Genomic DNA, 13,823 nt, shown 5'->3' on the forward strand with positions numbered 1-13,823 from the left:
TGGGCCGCGTGAGCGTGGGCCGCGTGAGCGTGGGCCGTGCGAGCCTGTGCCGCGGGAGCGTGGGCCGCGCGAGGACCGAGGCGTGAGGAACCGTCGTACGAGGAACCGAGGAGGAGGTGGCGGGAGATGCGGTACGGATCACCGGTCGCGACCGGACCCGAGCAGGTCTTCGACGACCTGCGGGGCGTCGCCGCCCGCGTGCGCGCGCACCTGGAGGCGGAGATCTCCGAGTCGGTGGAGGAGCTGCCGGCGGGCGAGGCTCCGGCGGGCCAGATCTCCCGCTTCGCGCAGGAGGAACGGGCCCGGGTGCTCGAAGCCGGCGTCGCCGGTCTGGAGAAGCTGGCCGGTGGCCGCGCGGACGAGATCGACGAGGACGAGTACTTCGGGGTGGAGGCGATCGTCCTCCTGGAGGGCAGGCCGGCGATCCTGGTGCAGGGGCAGGACTTCGTCGCGCAGGACGGCGACTGGTCCGTCCTCGACGCCGGCCGGGCGGCGATCCGCGAGTCCATCGCGCGCGTCGGGCGGGTCGAGGTGACCGGCCACCCGAGCCTGGACTGGGTCGGCACCGCGTTCCTGGTGGGTCCGGAGACGGTGATGACCAACCGGCACGTGGCCGTGGAGTTCAGCCGTACCGAGGACGCCGGCTGGTCCTTCCAGCAGGGCATGTCCGCCCGTGTCGACCCGGGCGAGGAGCTGTCCGCGAGCCCCGCGCCGGCCGCCGGCCCGCCCACGTACGAGGTGACCGAGGTGATCGGCATCCACCCGGACGTCGACATGGCGCTGCTGCGGGTGGCCCCGCCCGCCGGGAGCGCCCTGCCCTCCCCGCTCGCGCTGGCCGCGGACGCGCCGGCGAGCCTGCCGGGCCGGCCGGTGTACGTCATCGGCTACCCGGCCTGGGACGGCCGCCGCAACGAGCCCGAGTCGATGCGGCGGATCTTCATGGACGTGTACAACGTGAAGCGCCTGCAGCCGGGCACCGCGACGGAGTTCACCCCCGGCAACCTGGTGATGAAGCACGACTGTTCGACCCTGGGCGGCAACAGCGGCTCCCCGGTGTTCGACCTGACGGACCACCGCGTCCTCGGCCTGCACTTCGGCGGCCGCTACCGGCTCGGAAACTTCGCCGTTCCGCTGTGGGAGCTGGTCGAGGACCCGCTGCTGGCCCGGGCGGAGGTGAACTGGGTCTAGCCCATGTCCCACAGCTCTCGTCCGGTGGACAGAGGCCCATGGCCCTCGTCCGGTGGACAGACCTCCGGGTCCGTGGTGGGGCGGGGTCAGGGCGGCTGGACGCGACAGCCGTCCGACCTCGGGGGACACTGATCCCGAAGACGCACCGATGGCGCCGCGCATCGCCTGCCCCTGAGAGGTGACGTCGCCGGGCGTCCCCAGGACACCGGCGCCGCCCCATGGGGCGGGTTGGAGGTCGTCATGCTCATCAGGCACACCATGGAGAGCGGCATCCTGTCGCTGAAGGTCTGCTGCCAGCTGGATGTCACGAACCGCGCCGCCGCCGTGCTCGACATCCAGGCCCTGCTGTACGCCCACCGCCCGTCACGCGTCGTGATGGAGCTGCCCCCGAACACCACCCCGTCCTCCGCCACCCTCAGCGCCCTGCTGCGTACGGAGCGTCTCTGCGGCACGCTCGGCATCCCCTTCGCCCTGGCTCCTTCGTCCGGGCTGCCGCTCCGCCTCGTCCGTCAGCTCCTGGCCTGACGTACGGCCGTACGCGACCGGGGCGCCTCCTCCGCCTTCGTGCGCAGGAGGCGCCCCGGTCGGCGCTCTTCGGTCACACGGCCCGTCTCGGGACGTCGAAGCTCGTGAAGGCGCTCCGCTTGGGCAGGCGGTAGACCTCACGGCCGGTGATCGCGTTGAGGATCGTGGCGTTGCGGATCGCGCCGATGTCCAGGTTCGGCGCCGAGACGCCGTGGGAGTGGACCTCCGCGTTGGCGACGAAGACGCGGCCGGCGACGCCCTCCGCGAGCTCCACGGAGTGGTCGAGGCGCACCCGGGGGCGGCCTCGGCCGTCACGGAGGAACAGTTCGTCGACCGGGTCCAGGAAGGCGGGCGTGCGGTTGCGGTAGCCGGTGGCGGCCACGACGAGGTCGGTGGTGTGCTCGAAGCGCTCCCCCGAGTCGCGGTGCCGGCACGTCAGCACGGTCCGCCCCGCCGCGTCCACCTCGGCCGCCTCGACCGTGATCCCGAAACGCAGTTCCACATCGGCGAGGCCGTGGTCCAGCTGGCGCCGGTAGAGCAGCTCGTGGACCTCTTCCAGCGTGTCGGTGGAGATGCCCTTGTAGAACTGCCACTGCTCGCCGACCAGGCGGTCCCGTACGTCCTCCGGCAGGGAGTGGAAGTACTGCATGTACGCCGGGGTGGTCATCTCGAGGACCATCTTGGTGTAGTCGAGCGGCGCGAAAGAGGTCGTGCGCGTCAGCCAGCTCACGGCGGGCCCGCCGTCCAGGTTGCGGGTGAGGAGGTCGACGGCGACCTCCGCGCCCGACTGGCCCGAGCCGACCACGGTGACCTTGCCCGCGGCCGCCACGTCGTCCGCCCGGTACAGGTAGTCGGAGGTGTGCAGCAGTGCGGAGGACGGCAGGCCCGCGAGGGCGTCCGGCACGTACGGCGCGGTACCGATGCCGAGGACGAGGTCGCGGGCGCGCATCCGCAGCCGGGTGCCGTCGCCGCGTACGACGTGCAGGGTGAAGAGTTCGGCTCCGGCATCCCAGTGGACCTCCTCGACGCGGTGCGAGAAGCGGACCGAGGGGAGCCGGGCGGCCGCCCACCGCAGGTAGTCCTCGTACTCGCGGCGGGAGGGGAAGAAGTTCTCCCGCACCGTGAAGGTGTAGAGCCGGTCCATGTCGTGGAGGTACTCCAGGAACGACAGGGGGTGGCTGGGCGAGACGAGCGTGACGAGGTCGGCGAGGAAGTTCACCTGCATCGAGGCGTCGCCGAACATCATGCCGCGGTGCCAGGTCAGTTCGGGGCGTTCCTCCAGGACGACCAGGTCGAGGTCGTCCACGGTCGAGGCCAGCGCGGCGAGGCCCAGGTTGAAGGGGCCGCAGCCGATGGCCACCACGTCGTGGGTGGTGGTGAGGTCGCTCATCGGGGCATGTCCTCCTCTCGGCGCGGGTGGATCATCAGGGCGGCCGTCTTGTCGGGGAAGACGACCTTGCCCGCGGGCCGGAAGCCCGCGGCCTCGAACGCCCGGAGCGAGGGCCCGTTGGTGACGTCCGGTTCGGCCACCACCCGGGTGCACCGCGGGTCCGCCGCCAACAGCCCCTCGGCGAGCGCCCGCAGCAGGGTCCGGCCCAGGCCCTTGCCGGTGCGCTCGGCCTCCCCGATGGCGATGTGGACGCCCAGGTCGCGCGGGAGTTCGGGGTAGTGCCCGGCGAGCCGGTCGCGGATCACCCGGTACACCTCGATGTACGCCAGCGGCCGGCCGTCCAGGTCGACGAGGACGGGCAGGATCGCGTCGCCGGCGAGGTGGCCGGCGATCTCCTCGTACCAGCGCTCCCGCGGCCACGCCTGGTGCCAGAAGGCGTCGATGTGCGGGGACTGCATCCAGCCGTGCACGAGGTCCAGGTCGGCGCCCTCGGCCCGGGCGACCCGGGCCGTCCACCGGCCGCTCAGCAGCGGGAGCGGCGGGCCTGGGATCGTCTCGCCGGGCTTGTGGTCCACCGAGGTCATGAGGCGGCCTCCTGGAGGGGGTTGGGGGCGTCGAGGTAGACGGACTGGGCGTCGAGCGGGGCGAGGACCTCGTCGATGCCGTGGAGGCGGGTGAGCAGGTTTCCCTTGCAGGGCAGGGTGTCGGCCTCCAGCCAGCGGCGGGCGAGCCGGTCGCCGTCGGGGCCCGCCTGGGCGAGGGCGGGGAGGGCCGCGCGCAGCCGGTCGGCGAGGACGGCGAGCAGGTCGCGTTCGTCCGCCAGGCCGTCGACGGCGAGGCAGCCGACGACGGAGAGGGCCTGGTTGCGCAGGAGGTAGTAGGAGAGCCGGTCGTCGACGAGTGCGTCGTCGACGACGGCGAGCGTGGAGGAGCCGGCGCCGAGCCGCTCGAGGAGGTTCGGGAGGTACGAGGAGGCCAGGTAGTAGCCCTGGTTGTCGCGGAAGGTGCCGCCGGTCACGCGGCCGCTTTCGTCGAGCCGGACGAGGGTGTTCTGCTGGTGTGCCTCCAAGCCGATGCCGGTGGCCGCGTACAGGTGCAGCATGGGGACCAGGACGTGGTCGGTGTAGTCGGCCGTCCACCGCTCGGCGGCTCCCGGGCCGAGCCGGGCGACCAGTTCGCCCAGGGCGCTGCGGCCGAGGCCGGGGCGCGGCGCGACGAGGCCCACGAGGCAGCGCAGGTCGGCGATTCCCTCGGGCACTTCGCGTACGGCGACGTCCAGGCCGGTGACGTCCGGGCCTTCGGGCCGGCCCGGCTCGTCGACGGCGATCCAGGCGGGGTCGCGGGTGATGGCGAAGCCGGGGTGGGCCTGGAAGGTGCTCTTCGCGTACCCGGCGTCGAGCAGCCGGTTGATCTCCAGGCCGCGGCGCAGTTCCGTACGGGTCGACTCACGGCGGGAGTTGGTGAGACGGAGACCGAGGGAGAGTTTCAGCATCACGTCGGCGTCCGGCCGGTACACGGTGCGGACGCTGGAGGTGGGCCACCACTCCGGGCCCTGTTCGCCGAGCGGCACCAGCGCGCCGGAGTCGACGAGGGCCTTGATACGGGGGCGGTGCAGCAGGTCCCGTGCCTGCCAGGGGTGGGCGGGGACGAGGATCCGGCCGTCGTCCGGGCGCTGTCCGGCCAGATCGGCGAGGAGCGCGACCGTGTCCCGGCCCGCCAGCGAGGGGGCTCCTTCGACGGCGTCGTGGGAGACGACCGACGCGTCGGCGGCGAACCAGTGCAGCCGGAAGGAGCCGCGCAGTTCGGGTGAGAAGGCGGCCGCGTCGTGGTCGGAGATCCCGTCGCGGCTCTTGGGCGCCGGGTGGTTCAGGTGCCCGAGCAGCAGAGCCTGTTCGGCGTCGAGGAAGCCGTCCACTCCGGCGGGCGGACTCGGGTGGGCGCGGCGGTCGGAGACGAAGGCGGCGACGCGGCGTACGGACTCGGCGGTGCGCTCCACGAGGTCGGCGACCTCCCCGGCGGGGACTCCGCCGGGGCGGCTGCCGCCGCTGACCGCCGCCTCGGTGGAGAGCAGCGCGACGGCCGTGACCGGGTCGGCGGTCGTCCCGAGCGGGCCTCCGGGGCCTTCCAGGCGGGCGGGGGCGAAGCGGTGCCAGCCGGTGGGCGAACAGTGCGTCACCTCGGTGACGAGGGCGAGGCCGGCGGTGGGCAGCTCGACGCGGAGCGGGCCGGGGACGACGGGTGTGCCGGTCTCGCGCAGCCAGCAGCGCAGCAGCGCCTCGATGTGGGCGTGTTCGGCCGCGCCCCGGGCGTCCAGGTCGTGCAGCGGGTCGGTCCGGGTGGTTGCCGCCGTGGTGGTCGTACTCATGCGGCGTCCTCCTCGATGGTGCGTTCACAGGTGCGGCCGGCGTCGAGGACGGCGTCCACGAGGCCGTCGATGTCGTCGGTGGTCGTGGTGGGGTTCAGCAGGGTGAACTTCAGGCACACCCGCTTCGGCGAGCCGGGGCCCTCCGTCGCGGCCTCCGTCCGCCCGATGAGGGCGTCGCCGGACTCCAGGAGGCGTCTGCGCAGGGCGCCGTTGAGGGCGTCGGAGCGCGCGGGGTCCGCGCCGCGGAAGCGGAAGACGACGGTGGTCAGCTCCGCCGGGGAGACCAGCTCGAGTTCGGGTTCGGCGAGGATGCGGCGCTCGGCGTGGCGGGCGAGGTCGTGGCAGGCGTCGACCATGCGCCCCATGCCGCTTCGGCCGTACGTCAGGAAGGTGGCGGCGGCCTTCACCGCGTCCGGCCGGCGCGTGGTCTGGAGGCTGCGGCCGAGCAATCCGTCGTAGCCGGCCTCGGAGTCGTCGGTCGGGTTGAGGTAGGCGACCTCGCGGTCGAGGGCGGTGAAGGCGGTCGTGTCGGACACCAGCAGCACGCTCGCCGCGGCGGGCTGCCAGCCGATCTTGTGCAGGTCGAGGGTGATCGAGTCGGCCAGCTCCAAGCCCGCCAGCCGGCCGGCCAGGCGCTCGGAGAAGAGCGCCCCGAAGCCGTAGGCGGCGTCGACGTGCATCCACATGCCGTGCCCGGAGGCGATCTCGGCGATCTGCGGGAGCGGGTCGATGGAGCCGAAGTCCGTGGTGCCGGCGGTGGCGACCACGGCGACCGGTGTCCGGTCGGGACCGAGGGAGTCCAGAGCCGCGGCCAGGGCTTCCGGCCGCATCCGCCGGTGCGCGTCGGCCGGTACGACGTGGACGGCGGCCTCGCCGAGCCCGAGCGCGGCGCAGGCCCGGTGGGTGGAGAAGTGGGCGATCTCGGAGCAGAACACCACGGGCCTCGGGAGCGCCGCGACGCCGTGTTCGCGGGCGTCGATGCCGCGCCGGTGGGCGGCGGCGTCCCGGGCGAGCAGCAGGCCCATCAGGTTGGAGAGGGAACCACCGGGCGTGAGGACGCCGTCGGCGCGCTCCCCGAGTCCGGCGAGGGAGATCAGTGTGCCGATGAGCCAGCGTTCGACGGCGATGGCCGAGGGGCCCGAGTCGTACGTGTCGAGCGAGGCGTTGCCCGCGCTCGCCAGGGTGTCGGCGGCGACGGCGACGGCGAGCGCCGGTGGTTGCAGATGGGCGGCGGCCCGGGGGTGCGAGAGGTCGATGCCGTGCTCGACGAGCACCGTGGCGAGGAGTTCGAGCGCCGCCTTGGCCCCGAGGCCCTCGGCGGGCAGCTCGGCCGGCCCGAGCGCGCGGGCGGCGGCGGCGAGGACCTCGGCGGGTGTGCCCGCCGGCAGGGGGCCGGCGGGGCGGCGGGCGGCCGACGCGGCGTCGACCGCCTCGGTCAGGACGGCGAGGGCTTCGGCGAGTCCGTCGTGGGAGCCGGCGAGCAGCGAGCGAGGGAAGTCGGGGCGCGGAGGGCGTGTACGGGTCAGCGGTGTCACGGCCGGTACTCCTCAGCCTTCGGCGAGCGGGTTGGGGTGCGTGCCGTTCGGGTACAGCGCGTGGCGCAGGGCGCGGTCGCCGTACCGGGTGACGACGATCCGGTCGCGGTTGAGGCCGTACCGGGGGATCTCGGGGGTGAGCAGGTCGTACTCGGTGAACCGGTCGGCGAGCTCGGGGAAGCGCTTCTGGAAGTCGAGGATCGTCCGGCGGACCAGCCGCCAGAACGTCTTCTCCGGCACGCCCAGCTGGTCCGCGCAGAGCGGCGCGAGGTAGCGGAAGTGGCCGACGAAGACCTGGTCGACGACGTGCTGCTTGATGATCGACGGGTGCTTGCGGGGCAGGACGTGGTCGTGCCCGTCCGGCTCCGGGCCGCGCTCGGGCACGTCGGTGAAGGAGACGCACACGTCGTCGACGAAGTCCTTCAGGTACAGGCGGGTGGGTACGTCGTTCTCGTCGTAGCCGATGAGAGTGTTCTGGCCGTGGGGGTTGAAGGTGACGCCGTACCGGTACAGCACGTGCAGGACCGGGACGAGGAGGGTGTCGAAGAGGCGGCGCAGCCAGTCCTGCGGGTCCAGGCCGGAGGCGCGGACGAGCTCGGCGACGAAGGCGTCTCCGGTGTGGTCGACGTGGAGGAGCGAGGCGAAGGTGCGGACCCGCTCGTCCGGGTCCTTGCGCGAGGTCACCGATTCGCGCCAGATGCAGCCGAGGGTCTCCAGGTGCTGGTAGGGCGCTTCCTCGAGTGTGGAGAGGTAGGGGTGGCGCACGGTCACCGAGGCGACCTCGCCGAGGAAGACGGTCCGGCACTCGTCGGTGAGGAAGGGGTCGCGCTCCACCAGGCCGCGGAGCCACTGGGTGACGACGGGGGCGCCCATGGTGCAGTGCGGCGGTATGCCGCGCCAGACAAGGGTGTTGAGGATCTTCAGCGGGAGTTTGACGTCGTACCGGCCGGGCGTGGTGACGTTGGCCATCGTACGGATGGACTGGCCGGGCAGGTATGCGTCGGGGCTCTCGCCGAGCGGGATGATGCGGCGCTGCGCCACGTCGGCGGCGTGCAGGGTCTGGACGGCGTGGTCCCACTGCCAGGGGTGTACGGGCATCCAGACGTAGCCGCTCGGATCGACTCCGGCGTCGGCCAGGACCTGGGTGAAGCGGCTCCGGGTCCCCTCGTCGAGCTCCTCCGCGAGGACGCTCTCCTCGGACAGTTCCGACGTGCCCCGGAACTCGGCGAGTCCGCGGTGGACGGCGACCCACAGGAGGTTCACCCGCTGGGCCGACTCCGGGGCGAACCGGCGTACGTCGGTGGCCGAGAAGCCGATCCGGCCCTTGTTGGCGACGAGGAGGTTGTGCCCGGTCATGCGGCACTCCAGCTCGGTGTGGCCCAGTGCCCGCAGCTCGGCGACGGTTTCGCCGCCGTGGGTGAGGCGGGCCGCGTCGACGGCCAGGGTGGCGGAGAGTTCGGTGAAGTACGTGGCGACGGTGGACGCGTCGCTGTCGATCGTGGAGGCCGCCTCCATGAGGAACTGCTGGGCGTCCCAAGCGGGTTGGGCGATGGCGTTGCCGAGCATGCTGGTGGCGGTGCGGGTGATCGACTCGGGGTCGACACGCAGCCAGCCGAAGGCGCCGGGCGTGGCCTGGAAAGCGTAGGTCGTGCCGCTGTCGAGGTCGACGCGATAGCCGCCGTCACCCGTCCCGACCGCTTTGAGCATGTCTTCGAAACACCACTCGCCGATCGCTTTGGCGAGAAGTCGTCGGTTGGCTTCACGCCAGGCCGCGGGGGCCACGTCGGGCAGCGCGGGCACGGGGTGGTCGGCGTGATGGGGCATCAGGCGGCTCCGATATCTGTCTGGATCAGGGCGCTCGAACGCCTGGACGTCCGAGCGCAGCTACATTAGGTTAGGCTTACCTAATGAACAAGGTCAACTTTCGGACAGGGATGGCCAGTTGACGACTGTGGCGCGATCGCCCCCGTCTCAAAAGGGCCGTCCTTCCGGACCTCACCCGGAGGTGAGCAGCGGTGCCGTCCCGCCCCCGTACCCCTCGATGGACGTTCGCCCTCGTCAGCGCCGGCGGCGTGATGATGACGCTGGACGTGACCGTCGTGAACGTCGCCCTCTCCGGCATCGCGCGTGACCTGGACGCCGGGCTGGGCAGGGTGCAGTGGACGGTCTCGGCGTACTCGCTGGCGTTCGGAGCGCTGCTCCTCACCGCCGGGGCGCTCTCCGACCGCATCGGCCGCAGAGCGGTCTTCACCGGCGGAATGGCGCTGTTCACCCTCGCCTCGGCCGCGTGCGGCCTCGCGCCCGACGCGTCGACCCTCATCGCCGCCCGCGCCGCCCAAGGACTGGGCGGCGCCATGGTGTTCGCGCCGACCCTCGCCCTCATCGCCGCCGCGTACGAGGGAGCCCGGCGCCAGGCGGCGATCGCGGCGTACGCCCTGGTGGCCTCCGCGGCGGGAGCGCTCGGCCCCATCGTCGGCGGGGTGTTCGTCCATCTGCTGGGCTGGCGCTGGATCTTCCTGGTCAACGTGCCCATCGGCGTCCTGACCGTGGTCGGCGCGCTGATGCGGATGCCGGAGTCCGCCGCGCCCCGCGACACTCGGCGGCGCGTCGATCCGTGGGGGGCGGTGCTCGCCGTCGGCGTCCTCCTGGCGCTGCACTACCCGCTGGTCACCGGTCCCGAAACCGGGTGGCTGGCGCCGGGCGTGCTGGTCTCCGCGGCCGTCGGCGTGGTGCTCGCGGTGGCCCTGGTGGCGAGTCAGCGCCGCGGCGGCGGCCTGATCGACATGGCCCTGCTGCGGATCCGGTCCTTCACGGGGGCGGCGGTCCTGGGCTTCCTCGCCCGGCTGTCGAGCCTGGGCGTGCTCGCCTTCACCACCCTGTGGCTGCAGAGCACGCACGGGTACTCGCCGCTCGAAGTCGGTGTGCACCTGCTGCCGCTGACGGGCAGTCTGCTGCTGACCGGGATGTTCGTCTCCCGGCTGCAGCGGGCGGTGGCGGCCGACGTGCTGGTGGCCTGGGGCTTCGCCGCGCAGGGTCTCGGGCTGGTCGGGCTGGCCGCCGCGGCCGGCTGGGGTGGCGGCTGGGGCTCCGCCGGTGGCGGTCAGGCGGCCACGGTCGCCGGTCTGGTGCTGCTCGGCGCGGGAGGGGCCGTCATCTTCCCACCGTTGATGGGTGTGGCGGTGAGCACCGTGCCCGCCGACCGGGCCGGGATGGCCTCGGGCCTGACCAACGCCTGTTATCCGCTCGGCACCGCCACCGGAGTCGCCCTCTTCGGCGCGGTGTTCGCCGCCCGCCTGGACAGCGGTCTGGGCGACGCCGCCGCCGGCGCGCCGATGCGGGAGGCGGTCGAGACGGGCAGGTTCGAACTTCTCTCCCCCGCGCTCCAGCCACTCGCCCGATCGGCGTTCTCCGGCGCGTTCGGCGCGGTGTGCCTGGCCTCCGCACTCGTCTGCCTGATCGGCGTCCTGACCGCCCGCACGCTCAGGCCCGCCCCGGAGCCGGCCACCGCGGCCGCGGACCGCCCCAGGTCCCACGCTCCACAGACCTCGTGACACGCCGGCAGGCCGCCGCCGTTCGGGGCGCGCGGCCTGTCCGGCGGGCAGCCGCCCGCGGGAGCCCCGCCTTCCACGGCAGGTCGCTCTCGCGGCGGCGGGCGCCCGCCGCGTACGGCCGGCCGGACCGCGCGGGCGCCCTCCGTCGTCCGGCGTCTCAGACGTCACGCGTACGGCGCAGCAGCCACACCAGGTAGGGCGCGCCGAGCAGGGCGGTCACGATGCCCACCGGGATCTCCGTCGGGGCGAGCAGCCAGCGGCCGAGGGCGTCCGCGGAGACGACCAGGACCGCTCCCAGGACGGCGGCCATCGGCACCATGCGCGCGGCGTGGTTGCCGACGATGCGCCGGGCCAGGTGCGGGGCGACGAGCCCGACGAAGCCGACGGCGCCGACCGCCGCGGCCGTACCGGCCGCGAGCACGGCGCCCGCGCCCAGGACGAGGAGCCGGGCGCGGCCCAGTTCGAGCCCGAGGGCACGCGGCAGTTCCTCGCCCAGGGCGAGCAGGTTCACCGGCCGGGCGGCGATCACCAGCACCACCGCGACCAGGGCGGGAACGGCGAGCCAGCCGAGTGCGGAGAAGTCACGGCCGTACGTGCTGCCGGCCAGCCAGCCCAGTGCGGACGCGATGTTCATCTGTGCGCCCACGACCATGATGTTGACCAGCGCCATCGACGTCGCGGCGGCGCCGATGCCGACGAGCACCACCCGGGTCGGGTCGATGCCCGACCGTCCGCCGCTCCTGGTGCCCCGGGCCACGGACACCACGAGCACCAGCATCAGCACACCGCCGATCGCTGCCGCCGCGGGCAGGGCCGCCAGCGGCGCCGAGGGGACGAGCAGGATGATGGTGATCGCTCCGAGCGACGCCCCGCCGGTGACACCGACGAGCCCCGGTTCGGCCAGCGGGTTGCGTACCACCGCCTGCACGGCCGCGCCGGCGACGGCCAGGCAGGCGCCGGCCAGGGCCGCGAGCAGAATGCGCGGCAGCCGGAAGTCCACCACCGCCGTGGTGATCTGCTCCGCGGATCCGAACAGCGCCGCGCCGAGCTGGCTCCAGCTGATCTCGACGTCGCCGAGGCGCAGCGAGACGGCCATCGCGGCGGCCAGGGCGACCAGTCCGCCGCCGAGCGCGACGGCGTACGTGGGGCCCCGGCGCCGGTCCGAGACCACGACGGCCGCGCCGGTGTCGGCGTCGCCGGTGCTCACGCGGCGGGCCAGCGCCATGAAGACGGGGCCGCCGATCAGCGCCGTGACCACGCCCACGGGGATCTCCGCGGGCTGTGTGGCGGACGGCGACACGATCAGCTGGGCCGCGGCGTCGGCGCCGAGCACCAGCGCGCAGGACAGCAGCGCCGCCGCCGGGATCAGCAGGGCGTGCTTGCGGAATCCCAGCTGCCGCACGATGACCGGGCCGATCAGTCCGACGAAACCGATCGGACCGGCCAGGGAGACGGCGGCGGCGGACAGCAGGACCGCGAGCAGGAAGGCGGCGGGGCGGATCCGCTCGACCCGTACGCCCATCGCCTGGGCCGTCTCGTCGCCGAGCGCCAGCAGATCCAGCGGACGCGCGAGCAGCGGGGCGAGCAGCGCGCCGGCGACCACGACCGCGCCGAGGGTGAGCGGCCGTTCCAGACCGGACTGCAGCAGCGTGCCGTTGCCCCAGAAGAACAGGCCGCGGGTCGCCTGCACGTCGAGCATCTGCAGGAACTCGGCCGCCGAGGTGGCGGCGAGGGCGACGGTCGCCCCGGCGAGCAGGACCCGCCCCGGCGTCAGGACACCGCCGCTGGTCAGCAGGTACACCAGGCCGACCGCCAGGAGCCCGCCGAGGAACGCGGCGCCGCCGGCGGGAATCGGGCCCAGGCTCACGCCGGTGAAGGCCACGAGCACCACGGCGAAGTACGCTCCGGCGTTCACACCGAGCGTGTCGGGCGCCGCCAGCGGGTTGCGGGTCGCTCCCTGGACGAGCGCTCCGGAGACGCCGAGCGCGATGCCGACGACGAGACCGGTCAGGGTGCGCGGCAGCCGGCTGCCGACCAGGACGTCCTCGGTCCGGGCGTCGCCGTGGCCGAGGAGCAGGTCCACGATGTCGCCGATGCCGACCCCGGACGCGCCGAGACCGAGGTGGACCACGCCGACCAGGCACAGGACGAGGGACAGGGCGCCGCCCACGAGCAGGGCTCGTGGGCGGCTGCCGAGCGGACGGGCCGGGACGGCCGTCAGTCCTTCCGAGGCCATCAGACCTTCAGGGCCTTGCCGGTCTCGTCCAGGATGTGGAGCGCGGACAGCGGCCCGCCGAAGAGCCAGGTGCCCGGGTCGAGCGGCAGGACCTTGTCGTTCTTGACGAAGTCCAGGCCCTTCCACACCGCGTTGTCCGCGAGGTCACCGGTGAACGGGTTGTCCTTCTCCGCGGCCACGTAGAGGAAGGTCGAGTCCTTCTCCGCCTGGGTCAGGCCCTCGACGCCGACCGTGGTCATGCCCCAGGCGTCGCCCTGGCCCTTCCAGCCGTTCTTCAGCCCGGCCAGGTTCAGCACCTGCGGGGCGATGGCGTCGTCGGTGAGCATGCGGATGGAGGCGGCGCCGTTGGCCGTGAAGCCCTGGGCGAGGGCGTACTTCATCCCGCCCTTGCCCGCCTTGTCCAGACGGCCCTTGAGATCGGCGGCCTTGGCGTCGATCTGCCCGCTCACCTCGGCGGCCTTCGCCTCCTTGCCGACCGCCTTCGCCAGTTCGGTGAAGTTCTTCTTCATCGTGTCGAGCTGCGGCTTGGTGGTGTACGTGAACGCCAGCACCGGCGCGATGTCCTGGAGCTGCTTGAGGTTGGCCTTCGACCGCTCGTTGTCGACGACGATGAGGTCGGGCTGCAGCGCCTTGATCTTCTCCAGGCTGGGCTCGTTGCGGCTGCCCACGTCGGTGACCTGGGCCGGCAGGGCCGCGCCCTGTGCGGTGATCCAGGTGCCGTACCCCTTGTTGTCGGCGTTGCCGGCCGGGGCGACGCCGAGAGCGACGAGTTCCTCGGCGTAGGTCCACTCCAGCGTCACGACCTTCGTCGCGGCCTTGTCCAGGCTGACCTTGCCCAGTGCCGTGTCCACGGTGATCTTGCCGCCCGTGGTTTGCTTGCCGCCCGTCTTGTCGTCGGTGGTGTCGCCGACCGTGCCGGATCCACAGCCGACGGCCGTCAGCATGAGGGCCACGGCGGTACCGCCGGTCGCGAGGGCGCGCAGCATTCTCTGCATGGTGAGCATCTCCTTGTGTACGGGGCAGTGCGGGAAAC

At 73.1% G+C, this 13,823-nt stretch carries 10 protein-coding genes; 3 read left to right on the top strand and 7 right to left on the bottom strand.

All coding sequences use genetic code 11. The features are described from left to right. Nucleotides 1–126 precede the first annotated feature (126 nt). Together ACZ4VW_RS21345 and ACZ4VW_RS21350 are read left to right on the top strand one after the other, a co-directional pair. Nucleotides 127–1,188 (top strand): trypsin-like serine peptidase, encoded by a 1,062-nt coding sequence (locus ACZ4VW_RS21345; protein ID WP_467964627.1) that lies wholly within the window; start codon nucleotides 127–129, stop codon nucleotides 1,186–1,188. A 240-nt stretch (nucleotides 1,189–1,428) separates the two neighbouring features. After that, nucleotides 1,429–1,713: a hypothetical protein gene (locus ACZ4VW_RS21350; RefSeq protein WP_467964629.1), complete on the top strand. Its 285-nt coding sequence runs from the start codon at nucleotides 1,429–1,431 to the stop codon at nucleotides 1,711–1,713. A 73-nt stretch (nucleotides 1,714–1,786) separates the two neighbouring features. On the opposite strand, the gene ACZ4VW_RS21355 is transcribed toward ACZ4VW_RS21350, so the two are convergent. From ACZ4VW_RS21355 to ACZ4VW_RS21375, 5 genes are read right to left on the bottom strand one after another with little or no spacing between them, the layout of a single operon-like run. Next, entirely contained in the window at nucleotides 1,787–3,103 is a 1,317-nt protein-coding gene (locus ACZ4VW_RS21355; RefSeq protein ID WP_467964631.1) for a lysine N(6)-hydroxylase/L-ornithine N(5)-oxygenase family protein, read from the bottom strand. Continuing rightward, nucleotides 3,100–3,687 (bottom strand): GNAT family N-acetyltransferase, encoded by a 588-nt coding sequence (locus tag ACZ4VW_RS21360; RefSeq protein ID WP_467964633.1) that lies wholly within the window; start codon nucleotides 3,685–3,687, stop codon nucleotides 3,100–3,102. The genes ACZ4VW_RS21355 and ACZ4VW_RS21360 overlap by 4 nt, the downstream gene beginning before the upstream one ends. Further along, nucleotides 3,684–5,468: an IucA/IucC family protein gene (locus ACZ4VW_RS21365; protein ID WP_467964635.1), complete on the bottom strand. Its 1,785-nt coding sequence runs from the start codon at nucleotides 5,466–5,468 to the stop codon at nucleotides 3,684–3,686. Before ACZ4VW_RS21365 ends, ACZ4VW_RS21360 begins: the two co-directional genes overlap by 4 nt. Continuing rightward, nucleotides 5,465–7,003, bottom strand: a complete 1,539-nt coding sequence (locus ACZ4VW_RS21370; protein ID WP_467964637.1) for a pyridoxal phosphate-dependent decarboxylase family protein — start codon at nucleotides 7,001–7,003, stop codon at nucleotides 5,465–5,467. Before ACZ4VW_RS21370 ends, ACZ4VW_RS21365 begins: the two co-directional genes overlap by 4 nt. Nucleotides 7,004–7,015: 12 nt before the next feature. Then, on the bottom strand, nucleotides 7,016–8,827 hold the full coding sequence (locus ACZ4VW_RS21375; protein ID WP_467964641.1) for an IucA/IucC family protein: 1,812 nt from the start codon (nucleotides 8,825–8,827) through the stop codon (nucleotides 7,016–7,018). 191 nt (nucleotides 8,828–9,018) lie between these two features. Between ACZ4VW_RS21375 and ACZ4VW_RS21380 the strand changes: the two genes are divergently transcribed. After that, nucleotides 9,019–10,554, top strand: coding sequence for an MFS transporter (locus ACZ4VW_RS21380; protein ID WP_467964643.1), 1,536 nt, complete (start codon nucleotides 9,019–9,021; stop codon nucleotides 10,552–10,554). A 157-nt stretch (nucleotides 10,555–10,711) separates the two neighbouring features. Here the strand turns inward: ACZ4VW_RS21380 and ACZ4VW_RS21385 are convergent, their stop codons facing one another. Continuing rightward, nucleotides 10,712–12,790, bottom strand: a complete 2,079-nt coding sequence (locus tag ACZ4VW_RS21385; protein WP_467964645.1) for an iron ABC transporter permease — start codon at nucleotides 12,788–12,790, stop codon at nucleotides 10,712–10,714. After that, the gene (locus tag ACZ4VW_RS21390) at nucleotides 12,790–13,785 is read right to left on the bottom strand and encodes an ABC transporter substrate-binding protein (protein WP_467964647.1); all 996 of its coding nucleotides are present in this window, start codon (nucleotides 13,783–13,785) and stop codon (nucleotides 12,790–12,792) included. Before ACZ4VW_RS21390 ends, ACZ4VW_RS21385 begins: the two co-directional genes overlap by 1 nt. Between the last annotated feature and the right edge of the window lie 38 nt (nucleotides 13,786–13,823).

It is taken from the genome of Streptomyces sp. NPDC029139 (assembly GCF_055564335.1).

Excerpts from the sequence above, each read along its gene's own strand:
- ACZ4VW_RS21345 (WP_467964627.1), top strand. The coding sequence starts at position 127 with ATGCGGTACGGATCACCGGTCGCGACCGGACCCGAGCAGGTCTTCGAC.
- ACZ4VW_RS21385 (WP_467964645.1), bottom strand. The coding sequence starts at position 12,790 with ATGGCCTCGGAAGGACTGACGGCCGTCCCGGCCCGTCCGCTCGGCAGC.
- ACZ4VW_RS21355 (WP_467964631.1), bottom strand. The coding sequence starts at position 3,103 with ATGAGCGACCTCACCACCACCCACGACGTGGTGGCCATCGGCTGCGGC.
- ACZ4VW_RS21350 (WP_467964629.1), top strand. The coding sequence starts at position 1,429 with ATGCTCATCAGGCACACCATGGAGAGCGGCATCCTGTCGCTGAAGGTC.
- ACZ4VW_RS21360 (WP_467964633.1), bottom strand. The coding sequence starts at position 3,687 with ATGACCTCGGTGGACCACAAGCCCGGCGAGACGATCCCAGGCCCGCCG.
- ACZ4VW_RS21390 (WP_467964647.1), bottom strand. The coding sequence starts at position 13,785 with ATGCAGAGAATGCTGCGCGCCCTCGCGACCGGCGGTACCGCCGTGGCC.
- ACZ4VW_RS21375 (WP_467964641.1), bottom strand. The coding sequence starts at position 8,827 with ATGCCCCATCACGCCGACCACCCCGTGCCCGCGCTGCCCGACGTGGCC.
- ACZ4VW_RS21365 (WP_467964635.1), bottom strand. The coding sequence starts at position 5,468 with ATGAGTACGACCACCACGGCGGCAACCACCCGGACCGACCCGCTGCAC.